The organism is Arthrobacter sp. 05T442 (genome assembly GCF_056395945.1).
Map to the genome: position 1 here is coordinate 211,671 of NZ_JBFTKM010000002.1, position 12,465 is coordinate 224,135.

The 12,465-nt window shown below is 67.0% G+C and carries 15 protein-coding genes; 3 read left to right on the forward strand and 12 right to left on the reverse strand.

The window, feature by feature from the left end:
- The first annotated feature begins 174 nt into the window (after window positions 1-174).
- Genes purS through purL form a run of 3 tightly spaced genes read left to right on the forward strand, consistent with a single transcriptional unit; the run spans window position 175 to window position 3,525 of the window.
- Window positions 175-426 (forward strand): phosphoribosylformylglycinamidine synthase subunit PurS, encoded by a 252-nt coding sequence (purS, locus tag AC1DES_RS04045; RefSeq protein WP_011690410.1) that lies wholly within the window; start codon window positions 175-177, stop codon window positions 424-426.
- Between the two features lies 1 nt (window position 427).
- On the forward strand, window positions 428-1,186 hold the full coding sequence (gene purQ / locus AC1DES_RS04050) for a phosphoribosylformylglycinamidine synthase subunit PurQ (RefSeq protein ID WP_476894387.1): 759 nt from the start codon (window positions 428-430) through the stop codon (window positions 1,184-1,186).
- Window positions 1,183-3,525 carry a phosphoribosylformylglycinamidine synthase subunit PurL gene (gene purL / locus AC1DES_RS04055; RefSeq protein WP_476894388.1) on the forward strand — a complete coding sequence of 781 codons (2,343 nt, stop codon included), beginning with the start codon at window positions 1,183-1,185 and terminating at the stop codon, window positions 3,523-3,525. Before purQ ends, purL begins: the two co-directional genes overlap by 4 nt.
- A gap of 204 nt (window positions 3,526-3,729) precedes the next feature.
- Here purL and AC1DES_RS04060 read toward each other — a convergent pair whose 3' ends face one another.
- The 12 genes from AC1DES_RS04060 to AC1DES_RS04115 all read right to left on the reverse strand — a co-directional run bounded on the left by AC1DES_RS04060 (window position 3,730) and on the right by AC1DES_RS04115 (window position 12,337).
- Window positions 3,730-4,671, reverse strand: a complete 942-nt coding sequence (locus AC1DES_RS04060) for an endonuclease domain-containing protein (RefSeq protein WP_476894389.1) — start codon at window positions 4,669-4,671, stop codon at window positions 3,730-3,732.
- 136 nt (window positions 4,672-4,807) lie between these two features.
- The gene (locus AC1DES_RS04065; protein ID WP_476894390.1) at window positions 4,808-5,101 is read right to left on the reverse strand and encodes a DUF503 domain-containing protein; all 294 of its coding nucleotides are present in this window, start codon (window positions 5,099-5,101) and stop codon (window positions 4,808-4,810) included.
- 128 nt (window positions 5,102-5,229) lie between these two features.
- Complete coding sequence (locus tag AC1DES_RS04070) at window positions 5,230-5,547, reverse strand: putative quinol monooxygenase (protein WP_476894504.1); 318 nt, start codon at window positions 5,545-5,547, stop codon at window positions 5,230-5,232.
- 98 nt (window positions 5,548-5,645) lie between these two features.
- A complete protein-coding gene (locus AC1DES_RS04075; protein ID WP_476894391.1) occupies window positions 5,646-6,248 on the reverse strand; it encodes a hypothetical protein in 603 nt (200 codons plus the stop codon).
- A gap of 13 nt (window positions 6,249-6,261) precedes the next feature.
- Entirely contained in the window at window positions 6,262-6,810 is a 549-nt protein-coding gene (locus AC1DES_RS04080) for a DUF1990 family protein (RefSeq protein WP_476894392.1), read from the reverse strand.
- On the reverse strand, window positions 6,807-7,229 hold the full coding sequence (locus tag AC1DES_RS04085) for an MmcQ/YjbR family DNA-binding protein (protein WP_476894393.1): 423 nt from the start codon (window positions 7,227-7,229) through the stop codon (window positions 6,807-6,809). The genes AC1DES_RS04080 and AC1DES_RS04085 overlap by 4 nt, the downstream gene beginning before the upstream one ends.
- 84 nt (window positions 7,230-7,313) lie before the next feature.
- Window positions 7,314-7,907, reverse strand: coding sequence for a polysaccharide deacetylase family protein (locus AC1DES_RS04090; RefSeq protein ID WP_476894394.1), 594 nt, complete (start codon window positions 7,905-7,907; stop codon window positions 7,314-7,316).
- Between the two features lie 388 nt (window positions 7,908-8,295).
- Window positions 8,296-8,721: a CoA-binding protein gene (locus tag AC1DES_RS04095; protein ID WP_476894395.1), complete on the reverse strand. Its 426-nt coding sequence runs from the start codon at window positions 8,719-8,721 to the stop codon at window positions 8,296-8,298.
- Between the two features lie 146 nt (window positions 8,722-8,867).
- On the reverse strand, window positions 8,868-9,614 hold the full coding sequence (locus AC1DES_RS04100; RefSeq protein ID WP_476894396.1) for a hypothetical protein: 747 nt from the start codon (window positions 9,612-9,614) through the stop codon (window positions 8,868-8,870).
- Entirely contained in the window at window positions 9,611-10,159 is a 549-nt protein-coding gene (locus AC1DES_RS04105; protein ID WP_476894397.1) for an RNA polymerase sigma factor, read from the reverse strand. Before AC1DES_RS04105 ends, AC1DES_RS04100 begins: the two co-directional genes overlap by 4 nt.
- Window positions 10,160-10,258: 99 nt before the next feature.
- Entirely contained in the window at window positions 10,259-10,747 is a 489-nt protein-coding gene (locus AC1DES_RS04110; RefSeq protein WP_476894398.1) for a hypothetical protein, read from the reverse strand.
- 300 nt (window positions 10,748-11,047) lie between these two features.
- The gene (locus AC1DES_RS04115; protein ID WP_476894399.1) at window positions 11,048-12,337 is read right to left on the reverse strand and encodes an adenylosuccinate synthase; all 1,290 of its coding nucleotides are present in this window, start codon (window positions 12,335-12,337) and stop codon (window positions 11,048-11,050) included.
- Window positions 12,338-12,465 lie beyond the last annotated feature (128 nt).

Sequence of the window (12,465 nt, forward strand, 5' to 3'; positions counted from 1 at the left end):
ACACTCGCGGGCCGAATGCGGCCGGACGCAGCGCGGCCGGTAGAATGGGCGTGCAAGCTCGCGGAGCGCCCTTTCACGCTGTATCACCAAGCAGTCCTCACCACACAGCGGACCGGCGTGAGACGGCACCACTCCGCTGCGCCCCTACCAACGCTCACGCACAGGAGTTGCCGGATGCCCCGGATCGTTGTCGACGTCATGCCCAAGCCCGAGATTCTCGACCCGCAGGGGAAGGCCATCGTGGGTGCACTCCCCCGGCTGGGCTTCACCGCCTTCAGCTCTGTCCGACAGGGCAAGCGCTTTGAACTCACGGTTGACGGCGAGGTGACCGAGGAGATCCTGGCCCAGGCCCGGAACGCGGCGGAGACCCTGCTGTCCAACCCCGTCATCGAGGATGTCGTCAACGTCGAGGTCGTTGAGGCCTGACATGACTGAACTTCCCCTGATCGGCGAGGCTGTCGCCGTCGCCGCCCACCCCCAGCTCGCGGGCGCGAAGATCGGCGTCGTCACCTTCCCCGGCACCCTGGATGACCGCGACGCCGCCCGTGCGGTCCGGCTGGCCGGCGGCACTCCGGTGGCGCTCTGGCACGCCGACACCACGCTCGGTGACGTCGACGCCGTCGTGATTCCCGGCGGATTCTCCTACGGCGATTACCTCCGGGCGGGCGCCATTTCACGGTTCGCACCGCTGATGGCCAAGGTCATCGACGCCGCCAACTCGGACGCCAAACTCCCGGTCCTCGGCATCTGCAACGGTTTCCAGATCCTCACCGAGTCGCATCTGCTGCCCGGCTCGATGATCAAGAACGACCACCTGTTGTTCATGTGCCGCGAGCAGGTCCTGCGTGTGGAAAACAACACCACGGCGTGGACCGGCGACTACGCTGCCGGCCAGGAAATCACCATTCCGCTGAAGAACCAGGACGGCCAGTACATCGCCGACGAAAAGACCCTGGACGCCCTCGAGGCGGAGGGCCGCGTCGTGTTCCGCTACGTCGGCTTCAACCCGAACGGTTCCCGCCGCGACATCGCGGGCATCTCCAACGCCGCAGGCAACGTGGTGGGCCTCATGCCGCACCCGGAGCATGCCGTGGAGGCAGGCTTCGGCCCGGAGAACGGGACCGGCACCGAGGGCCTCGGGTTCTTCACCTCTGTCCTGAACAAGATCGTGGGAGTAAGCAAATGACGGAGACCTCGACTAGCCCGATCACCGGAAGCGCCGGCGAGACCGCCAGGAAGTTCAACATCGACACCGTCGAGAACGCGGCCAAGACCCCGGACACCGAACTCCCCTGGGCCGAGCTGGGCCTGAAACAGAACGAGTTCGAAGAGGTCGTCAAGGTCCTGGGCCGCCGCCCGACCGGCGCCGAACTCGCCATGTACTCCGTGATGTGGAGCGAACACTGCTCCTACAAGTCCTCCAAGAACCACCTGCGCCAGTTCGGCGAAAAGGTGACCGAGGAGATGAAGAAGGACATGCTCGTGGGCATCGGCGAAAACGCCGGCGTCACCAACCTGGGCGACGGCTGGGCCGTGACGTTCAAGATCGAGTCCCACAACTCGCCGTCGTTCGTGGAGCCCTACCAGGGTGCCGCGACGGGCATCGGCGGCATTGTCCGCGACATCATCTCCATGGGCGCCCGTCCGGTAGCCGTGATGGATCCGCTGCGGTTCGGCGCCATCGACCACCCGGACACCGCCCGCGTCATGCACGGCGCCGTGGCCGGCATCGGCGGCTACGGCAACTCGCTGGGCCTGCCCAACATTGGCGGCGAAATGGTCTTCGATTCCGTGTACCAGGGCAATCCGCTGGTCAACGCCCTCGCCGTCGGTGTCATGCGCCACGAGGACATCCGCCTCGCCAACGCCTCCGGCAAGGGCAACAAGGTGGTGCTGTTCGGCGCCCGCACCGGCGGCGACGGAATCGGCGGCGCCTCGGTGCTGGCCTCGGAGTCCTTCGACGACACCAAGCCGTCCAAGCGCCCCGCCGTCCAGGTCGGCGATCCCTTCGCCGAGAAGGTCCTGATCGAGTGCTGCCTGGAGCTGTTCAAGGGGTCACTGGTTGAGGGTATCCAGGACCTCGGCGCCGCCGGCATTTCCTGCGCCACATCCGAGCTCGCCTCCAACGGCGACGGCGGCATGGAAGTCGAGCTGACCTCCGTCCTGCTGCGCGACCCCACTCTGACCCCGGGCGAAATCCTGATGTCCGAGTCGCAGGAACGCATGATGGCCGTCGTCACCCCCGGGAACATGGCCGCGTTTGAAGCGGTCATGGACAAGTGGGCTGTGGAGTACTCCTGGCTGGGCGAGGTGACCGATACCGGCCGCCTCATCATCACGTGGGAAGGCGAGGTCATCGTCGACGTCGACCCGCGCACAGTCGCCCACGACGGCCCGGTGTACGACCGTCCGTACGCCCGCCCCGAATGGCAGGACGCCGTCCAGGCCGACTCCTTCACCGGGTCCGTGCAGGACGCCGGCCGTCCCTCCGCCCCCGCGGACCTGGCCGCCGCCATCACCGAGCTCGTTGCCTCGCCGAACATGTGCAGCAAGTCCTGGATCACCCAGCAGTATGACCGCTACGTCGGCGGCAACACCGCCATGGCGTTCCCGGACGATGCCGGGGTGGTCCGCGTGGACGAGGAAACCGGCCTGGGCGTGGCCCTGGCCACCGACGCCAACGGACGCTACACCTACCTCGACCCCTACCACGGCGCACAGCTGGCCCTCGCCGAGGCCTTCCGCAACGTCGCGACCTCCGGCGCCGTGCCGATGGCCGTCAGCGACTGCCTGAACTTCGGCTCCCCGGAGGACCCGGACGTCATGTGGCAGCTCGCCGAAGCCATCCGCGGCCTCTCCGACGCCTGCATGGTGCTCGGCATCCCGGTCACCGGCGGCAACGTCTCGCTGTACAACCAGACCGGAAGCGTCCCGATCCATCCTTCCCCCGTGGTCGCCGTCCTGGGCAAGTTCGACGACGTCGCCCGCCGCACGCCGTCGGGCTGGAAGGAAGACGGCCAGGCCATCTACCTGCTGGGCACGACGGCGGCAGAGCTGGACGGGTCGGAATGGTCGAACATGCGCGGACACCTCGGCGGCCTGCCGCCCAAGGTCGATCTCGCGGCCGAACGCGCGCTGGGTGAAATCCTGATCAACGCCTCCCGCGACGGCATGGTGGACTCCGCGCACGACCTCTCCGAGGGCGGCCTCGCGGCAGCCCTCGTGGAGTCCTCGCTGCGCTATGGCGTCGGTGCCCGGATCGCGCTGCAGGATGTCCTGGACCGGGACGGCGTGGACCTGTTCACGGCGCTGTTCTCCGAATCCCAGGGCCGCGCCGTCGTGGCAGTGCCCCGCTCCGAGGAGATCCGCTTTAAGGACATGTGCACCGCCCGTGGCTTTGCGCACATCCGGATCGGCGTCGTGGATGCCGAGGGCGGAACGCTGGAGATCAACGGAGTCGAGACCATGAACCTCGATGCGCTCCGCGAAGCCCATGAGGCGACGCTTCCGAAGTACTTCGGCTAGTCCCCACCGCCACCCTAGCCTCGCAAGCTCGGCCAGGGAACCCCGGCGGCGTGGGCCCACCCACCGCCACCCTAGCCTCGCAAGCTCGGCCAGGGAACCCCGGCGGCGTGGGCCCACCCAGCGCCACGGCGCCGCCTCCATCGGCTGCTCCGTAGCCGTCATTCTGAAGCCTCAGAACGGCGGATACGGAGCAGCCGTTTTGGTTTACCGTCCCGGGCGCCAGCCGGCCTGGACGAGCGCGGTCCGGACCTTGGCCACCGCGGCTTTGGCGTCATCGTTCATGTGGCGCTTGGAGATCCGGATTTCGGTCCAGCCCAAGGCCGTGTACCGCTCGGAACGGGCAATGTCCCTGACAATCTGCCCCTCATCACCGTGATGCTCGCCTTCGTACTCGATGCCGATACGGTATTCCCGATAGGACAGATCGGGTTCGTGATGCTGAGTGCCCCGATCATCGACGACCGGCACATTCAACTCCGGTTCCGGAAGTCCGGCCCGGACCATGGCAAGCCTCAGCAAGGACTCCTGCGGCGAATCCGAGCCGACTCGAATGAGTTTAATGGCCTCCTTCGCCCTGCGGATTCCGCGCTTTCCCTTGTGTCGGTCGATCATCCGCTGCAGATCCCCCAAGCTGCATAATGGCAGGTCCCTGCCCTCGAACTCACGCCGGGGCACCCGGACGCAGCTGTCGCCGGCCACGACGAGTTCGTCTACGGTCAGCATTTCGGCCAGATCCAGCCAGGTTCGCTCCGTGGTGGTGATGGGAATCCCGTCCACGACCGTGATCTCGTCGTCGTAGAGCCTCATCCGGTGGACGATGACATGTGGCCGGTTTAGGTGGGCCGCCCCCTCGGGCCTGATCACGTGGTACATCTCCGGTCCCTCCTTTGGCTGACGCGCCGGAAGCGAACCAAGCTCCGCCGCGGTGAGGTGCGACGCGGCGCATCGCTCATTGACCTCAATGAAAGGCCGCACCCTCACACTGAGGGGAAGACCCTGCGTGAGGACCATGGAACGGATCCCCCTGCCCAGTCCTGTCAGCGAGCGGTGGCGGAGCCGTTTTGGCGACACCCCGGCCGCTGCGGCTTCGGCAACCATGAAGGGCCGTCCATGGAAGTCCGCCGGCAGCGGGCGCGGGGTTTTCATGGCTTCATGAGACCAGAACCGAACGAGGGGCGCAGAAATTATCCACACCCTCCTATCCGCTGCTCCAGAAGTGCCGTTATGAGCCCTGAAAAGGGCTCGTACGGAGCAGTCGATAGTGTGCTCGCCACGTTGCGCGTCAGTCGTCGCTGCGGAGCTCGCGCTGCCGGGCGCTGAGAAGTTCGAGTTCGGGCCGGGCCGCCACGAAGCGTTCAACGGCGGCGAGCACGTCCACGAGATGGGCCCGGTCCGCCGCGACGAGCCCGGCGCCGATGACGGTGCGCCGGTATTGGTCGTGGTACTCCGCCTCGGTCACGGAGACGTCGAAGCGGCGCTTGATTTCGGCCAGCACCGGCCGCACCACGGACCGCTTCTCCTTGAGGCTGTGCACGTCGCCGAGGAGGACATCGAGTTCAATCCAGCCGATCCACATGGATTAAGCGTATCGATTGCTCCTCACCGGCCCCCACGCCTCGCAAGCTCGGCCAGGTAACCCTGCCGGCGTGGGCCCACGGCCGTTTTGGGACCCCATAAGGGCCGGCGCGGAGCAATCGACGGGGACTAGATGGTGAGTTCGCCCATCCGGTCCCAACCCTCGCCGTCGAACTGGCGGCTGATGATCCGGGGAGTTTCGAGCAGCGCCTGCGGCATGTCCGCCATGGCCTGCTTGAAGTGCGCGCTGTTGACGTGGTCTCCGGCGGCGTCGTCCTTGAAGGCCTCAACCAGGACGAACTCGTTGGGGTCCTCCACACTGCGGGACCAGTCGAACCACAGGTTTCCGGGTTCCCTGCGGGTGGCCTGGGTGAAGTCCTCCACAAGGCCGAGCCAGCGCTCCGACCAGTCGGGCTTGACCTTGAATTTGACGACGATGAAGATCACGGCACGGCCTTTCGCTTGGGTATGTCGGCTTTCCATTGTTGCAAGACAGCGACACGGGGTCACATCCGGCCCATTCCGGCCGCCGCAACCAGCCTAAGTCAGCAGGCCTTGATGGCTTCCCGCGCCCGTTCTTGCTGCCGCGGTGTCCCCACGCGTTCGGCCCACTGCTCGGCCAGCTGGAACTCCACCATCGCCTCGGTGCAGCGGCCGGCCTCGTGGAGCGTCCAGCCCAGGTTGTTGTGCAGGGCCACCATCCACCGCTTCGTCCGGGGATCGTGCACGGTCGAAGCGTACTCCAGGGCACTCCGCGTCCAGGCCTCGGCATGCGCGGTGTCCGCGATGGCCAGCATGTGGAGTGCGTCCACCGCCAGGAATTCCTCGCCCAGGTGATCGGCGAGTTCTGCGGCCTGCTCAAACAACGGCACCGCCATTTGGGCATGACCGCTGGAGTTCAGCACCCGGCCGCGTTCCAGGAGCACCCGGACGGCCACGGTGGGTTCGTCGCCGTCGATCGCGTCAAGCAGGGCATCGGCCTCCTCGAAGCGGCCCTGCAGTCCGATGGCCCGGCCCAGCTGGGTGGCGAGCTCTGCCCGTTCGTCGGCGTCGAACGTCCCGTCGGCGATCGCGTCACGGAACCGGGTTTCGGAAAGTTCCGGGTTGTCGAAGTCCCACAGTCGGTCAAGGATTTGTTGGTCAAGCATTGCCTGCTCCTGCTCAGCTCACTCCTGCGGCCAGTTCTTGTGCACTCCTAATGTAGCGGGAGGTGATGCGCGCACGGGCCCGCCGGGTCAGGGCGCCGCCGGCGGCGTAGAACCAGTTCGACGGGACTCCAAAAGCCGTGATTTCGATCGTCACCATGCCCTGCTCATCGATGGAGATCTCAAATGCCTCCTCCCCGCGGACCGGATGTCCCGGGAGCGTGCCGTAGCCGAACCCGGCGGACTGGGGTCCGTCCCCCGATACCGGGCGCCGCACCCACACCACTTCGCAGGGTGCGTTGATCCGGAACGGCCCGAGGCCGAAGCCGCTCACCACGCGCGCGCCGGGGACCACGACGTCGGACTCCGCCCGCACGCGCAGTCCCGCCTTCCGTTGGAGCTGCCATGTCAGCATGCCTTGGACGGCTCGCCGGTACGTCGGTACGCCGTGTCCCAGGTAGGCCTGCGAGACGAGGCACTCGACATCGGCCGGCAGCGGGCCGTGCTCCGTGGCGCCGATCCCCGCATAGTTGAGCTCGCCTGCCGCAATCCGCGGGCTGCTCACGGCGGCGTCTTCCCCTCGGCGCCCCGGGTAAGCCTGGCCCAGCCAAGTTGTTCCTGTTGGCGCCGGCTCAGGGTGGCAACAACGAGGTCGTAGGAGTCTTCCACCATGTCCCGGATCATCGAATCCGACAGGGAGCCATCCAGGCGCACCCCGTTCCAGTGGGTCTTGTTCAGGTGCCAGGCCCCCGTGATCTCCGCATGAGCGGCGCGTAACTGTTCGGCCAGCGCGGGCTCGCACTTCAGGCTGACGGATAAGTCGGCCGCGCCCGTCGCTGACAGGGCGAACATCTTGGCTTCATGCCGGGCTCCTCCGGAGACCGCGGCCCGGACCTTGAAAACGGAGGTCTCCGGGCCGAAGGGAAAGTCCTCGTAAGCGCCGGGAAAGCCAAGGCAGATGTCCCGGAGTGCAGCTGCGTCCATGGTTCGAGCCTACTTCCCGCTGCCGACATTTTGCGGGCGGCTGCCGCCGGCCTTGGATTACGAGGCCGGAGCTGCAGCCCGCGCTCAGGCGACGCCGAGGAAGTTCTCCAGCAGCACGACTTCGAGTCCGGCGGCGAGCTGCGCCGCCCGGAATGCCGCGAGGTCGGCGGCGAACTCCGGCCGGAAATGCATCAGCACGATGTCCCCCGGCCGCAACGCATTCCCGTACTGGAAGTCCATGCGGCCTGCGTTGGCCTTCGCCTCCCACGTCACGACAGCCTTTAGGCCGGCCGCTGCCACAGCCTGGCGCATGGCATTGGAGTAGTCCCCGCCAGGTGGCCGGAAGAGCGTGGGCCGCCGCCCGAACTGCTGCTGGGCGTAGTCCTGCATACCCGCGATTTCGGCCAGTTGCTGCTGGTAGCCGAGCTGGCGGGACATGTTCACGTTGTGGCTGATCGTATGGTTTTCCACCAGGCTTCCCTGGGCTTCGAATTGTTTGAAGAAGCCGGGGTTATCCTGCACGAAGTTCCGCGTGAGGAAGATCGTCGCCGGGTAGTCATACTCGGCCAGCAGCCGCACCATCTCCGGAGTCTTCGTCATGCCGTCGTCGATCGTGAGGAACACGACGGGGTGCTTCGTCGGGATCCTGCTGAGCACCGGGGCCATCCCGTTCTGCACGGGGGGCAACACGAAATCGGGGATGAAGCTCCGCCGAACGTGTTTGGCCCCCTCCGGACGCAGAGCGCCGGGGACCTCGGCGTTCCGCCCGCCGACCGTCAGGATGGACGGCGGCAGTCCGGACCCGCGGGGCGGACCCGGGACCGGGTCGGGGCCCGGCGTCGGATTCTCCGGAGACGCGCAAGCCCCCAATGCCGCCATCAGCGAGGCCCCCAACAAGCCCAACGCGGCCCTCCTGCCCGGACGCCCCGTGAGTGCAATCGGGAGGGCGGCCGGGGGCACCGTCGGGTAGTGCTCACACATGGCTGATCCTGGCGTCCGGGGAAAGATTCAGCAGAAGACTAGCAGACCAAAATGCACGTTGTGGACGTGGCGTCCGGGACGGCACCTACAGACCGAAACGACGGGCATCCTGCGCCGGACAGGCATTCATGATCACGTCCAGGCCGGCAGCCTTGGCCCGTTCGGCTGCCGCTTCGTCAATGACTCCCAGCTGCATCCACACGGCCTTGGCCCCGACAGCAATCGCCTGGTCCACGACGGCGCCCACCCTCTGGGAATTGACGAAGCAGTCCACGACGTCGATGGGCCGCTTGCTGTCCGGGATGTCGGCCAGGCTTTTGTATCCCGTTTCGCCGTGGACGGAGTTGCCCGGCAGGTTCACGGGAATGATCTCCATGCCGAGACGGTCGCGGATGAACAGCGACGTGTCGTAGGCGGCGCGCCATTCGTTGGTGGTGAGGCCGACGATGGCCCACCGTCCCTTGGTGCGCATAAGCCGTTCGAGGACGGCAGGATCGTTGACGTGGGCCATGAGCACAGCCTACGTGCCGCGGGCGCGGCTTGCCGCGGGGGCACGCCGCCGGCCACGCCCGCCGCCTGCCCATGGCGCTATCACGCAGGGTCGTTTTCGACGCTCAGGATGATGCCCGGAATGACCCGGGGTGATAGTCCAACGGATTAAGGCTGGCTGGGGACTTTGGTGGGAACGGCGCCCGGGAAGGTGGGCTTGACCGGAACGGGGACGTGGGGCAGCCGGCCGGCGTCGGAGCCGGGCAGATCCGGTTCGGCGGGCAGCCCTGGCGTTGCCGGTGCCGGCAGGATCCCGCCGCGGCCGTCGGCGGGTGGTGTAGCTGCCGGCGGCGCGGAGGTGGCCGGTGCTCCGGGAATCCGCGCTGCGGGAGCGGGCGTACCGCTCGGCGTGCCGGCAGTGGCGGGGCTCGAGGGGGGCACGGGACCAGCAGGAATGGAAGCCGGCGACGGCCCGGCAGGCTGCGGGGCCGGGGGCTTGTGGGTCGTGGGCTGGAAGATGGCGCCGACGCTCAGGCTAAGGTTGTGGCGGAAGTCCTCGCTTGAGGCGGCCACGGCGCCTGCCCCAAGACTCATCGCGCCAATAATGGCGCCGCCGACCACGGCCAGGCGGCGGTTCCGGCTCTTCCTGCGGTCCGCGAGGCTCACGACGCCGGCCGGGAGGGCGACGTCGACGGACGATGCACGATCCAGCGGCGCCGTCCCGGTTGTCGGCGAACCGGTTGTTCCTGCCGCGAGGAGTGCAGCGAGATCGGCCCGGGGCGCCGGAGCCTGCTCCGGGACCAGCGCACGGAGCTGTTCCAGGGAGGTGCGGAGCTCGGTGGCAGCTTCGAGGCCGGAATCGCGGAGCATCGCCTGGATGCTGCCATCCTGCTGGGTGTCGCGTGTGCCGGTCATGATGCTGCGTGGTCCTTTTCGGTTACGAGTTCGCGCAAGGCGCTGAGCCCGCGTCGCTGAAGCTGTTTGATGGCGCCGGGTGTCTTGTCCATGATGCCGGCCACCTGTTCGATGGAAAGGTCCGCGACGATGCGCAGGACCACGACCTCCCGCTGGTCCTCGTTGAGCTGGGAGAGGGTGCCGGAGATCCCGCCCAGGGAGCCGAGCGCTTCGTCCTCGGCGGAAGCGGAATACCGCGCGTCGTCCAAGGGATCGTATTCGGCCAGGTATGGCGTGCGTTCCGCCCGCCGCCTGGAGTCGACCAACCGCGCGTGGGCGACGGAGAAAATGAAGGTCCGCAGTCCCGCGTGGCCGCCAGTGACGTTGGCCAGCTTTGGCAGGACGTCGACGAAGACGTCCTGTGTCAGCGCCTCGGGATCTTCCACACCGCGTGCCCGGAAATAGCCGAGCACCGCGGGCGAAATAACCGTGTAGACAGCGCTGAAGCCTGACGGGTCGCCAGCCAAGGCGGCTGACAATTCGTCATCGCTTAGCTGTTCTGCCAAGAGGCTGTCCTTCCGTTACTGCTGGGGTGCGGCCTCGGCAATTCTAGCGGCCGCACCCCGATGCCTCCGTGGAGGCATTCAACGCTTACTGGTCGAGGACTACTTCTCAACCTTGGGCAGCTCGGCGGACGGCATGGCCGGGGTGGCCGGAACAGCCGGAACGCCCTTGGCGCCCGGAACTGCAGGCACGGCCGGAACGGCAGCGTTTACGTCTGCGTTGGCGTGCGCCTCGCCCGCAGCGCCCTTGACGCCGGCGGTGCCGCTGATGCTGGCACCATCCTTGTCGGCGTCGACGGAGCCTTCGCCGGCAGCCTTGGTGCCCTTGGCGTCGGCGTCGCCCTTGGCAGCGCCGTCGGCGGACGGGGAAGCGGGAACGGCGGGGACGGCCGGGACAGCCGTAGTGGCGGGAAGCTTGGGGGCGGCCGGAACCGCGGGGGTGGCCGGGATGGCGGGCGTAGCGTGGTTCACTTCAGCCTGCTGGGTGCTGGACATCTGGGCCGCGTTGGCCAGTCCAATGCCGGAGAAACCTCCGACAGCCAGAATGGCGGCGCCGACAGCAATCTTGGTGGTCTTGCTAACACTCTTCATAACAGACATACATCCTTTTGTTGGTGGAAGGCCGGCCGGCGCCCGATGGGGGCGGGCGCCGGCCTGCACTTGCATTGGAAGGCCGGCCGGAGGCCTGGTGGGGGTCCAGGCTCCGGCGGCGCTTACAAAGGAGTAATCGCCGGGGCACCCCGAAAGGTTACGCACCGATCGGAAATTCTTTTCTTCTCTTTCAGGGGGCGGTTCACACGGGCTGAAACGACGACGGCGGCGGGCCACCTTTGCAGGTGACCCGCCGCCGTCGGACTTCAGTGCGCCGGACGTTAGTCAGCGATTACGGTTTCAGTCGTTGATGAGGTCGTTGACCACGATGGTCTGGTCGCGGTCCGGGCCGACGCCGATCGCGGAGAAACGCGTGCCTGAAAGCTTTTCAAGGGCCAGAACGTAGTTCCGGGCATTCTCCGGCAGGTCATCCAGGGTGCGCGCGCCGGTGATGTCCTCGGTCCAGCCTTCGAAGTACTCGAAGATCGGCTTGGCGTGGTGGAACTCCGTCTGGGTCATCGGCATTTCGTCGTGCCGGACGCCGTCGACGTCGTAGGCCACGCAGACCGGGATCTGCTCGATGCCGGTGAGCACGTCCAGTTTCGTGACGAAGTAGTCCGTGAAGCCGTTGACGCGGGAGGCGTGGCGCGCCAGCACGGCGTCGTACCAGCCGCAACGGCGGGGGCGCCCGGTATTGACGCCGAACTCGCCACCGGTCTTCTGCAGGTACATGCCCATGTCATCGAACAGTTCGGTGGGGAACGGTCCGGCGCCGACGCGGGTGGTGTACGCCTTGATGATGCCGATGGAGCGCGAGATGCGGGTCGGCCCGATCCCCGAGCCCACGGAGGCGCCGCCGGCGGTCGGGTTCGAGGAGGTCACGAACGGGTAGGTGCCGTGGTCGACGTCCAGGAACGTCGCCTGGCCGCCCTCCATGAGGACCACCTTGCCCTCGTCCAGGGCCGTGTTGAGGACGAAGGTGCTGTCGATGACCAGCGGACCGAGTCGCTCGGCGAAGGACAGGAAGTACTCCACGATCTCGTCCACCTCGATGTTGCGGCGGTTGTAGACCTTGACCAGGAGTTCGTTCTTCTGCCGCAGCGAGCCTTCGACCTTCTGGCGCAGGATCGAGGCGTCGAAGACGTCCTGGACGCGGATGCCCAGCCGGGCCACCTTGTCCATGTAGGCGGGGCCGATGCCGCGGCCGGTGGTGCCGATGGCGCGGCTGCCAAGGAAACGCTCGGTGACCTTGTCCAGGACCTGGTGGTACGGAGCCACCAGGTGGGCGTTGGCGGAGATGCGCAGCTTGGAGGTGTCCGCGCCGCGGGCCTCAAGGCCGTCGATTTCCTGGAACAGGGCTTCCAGGTTCACCACGCAGCCGTTACCGATGATCGGAACCGCGTTGGGGCTCAGGATGCCGGCCGGAAGGAGCTTGAGCTCATACTTCTCACCGCCTACGACGACGGTGTGCCCGGCGTTGTTGCCGCCGTTGGGCTTGACGACGTAGTCAACGCGGCCGCCGAGCAGGTCGGTGGCCTTTCCTTTGCCTTCGTCGCCCCATTGGGCTCCGACGATCACGATTGCTGGCATGGGATCCTCCCCCATTCGTTCGGGCCGGACTGCGTTTGATCCACCAGGTGGTCACCGCAGTTCAGCGCCGTTCATGAGAATGCCCCGAATTCTACCGCTGCTCTTAACCAACGCCAGAGTTCCGGGGC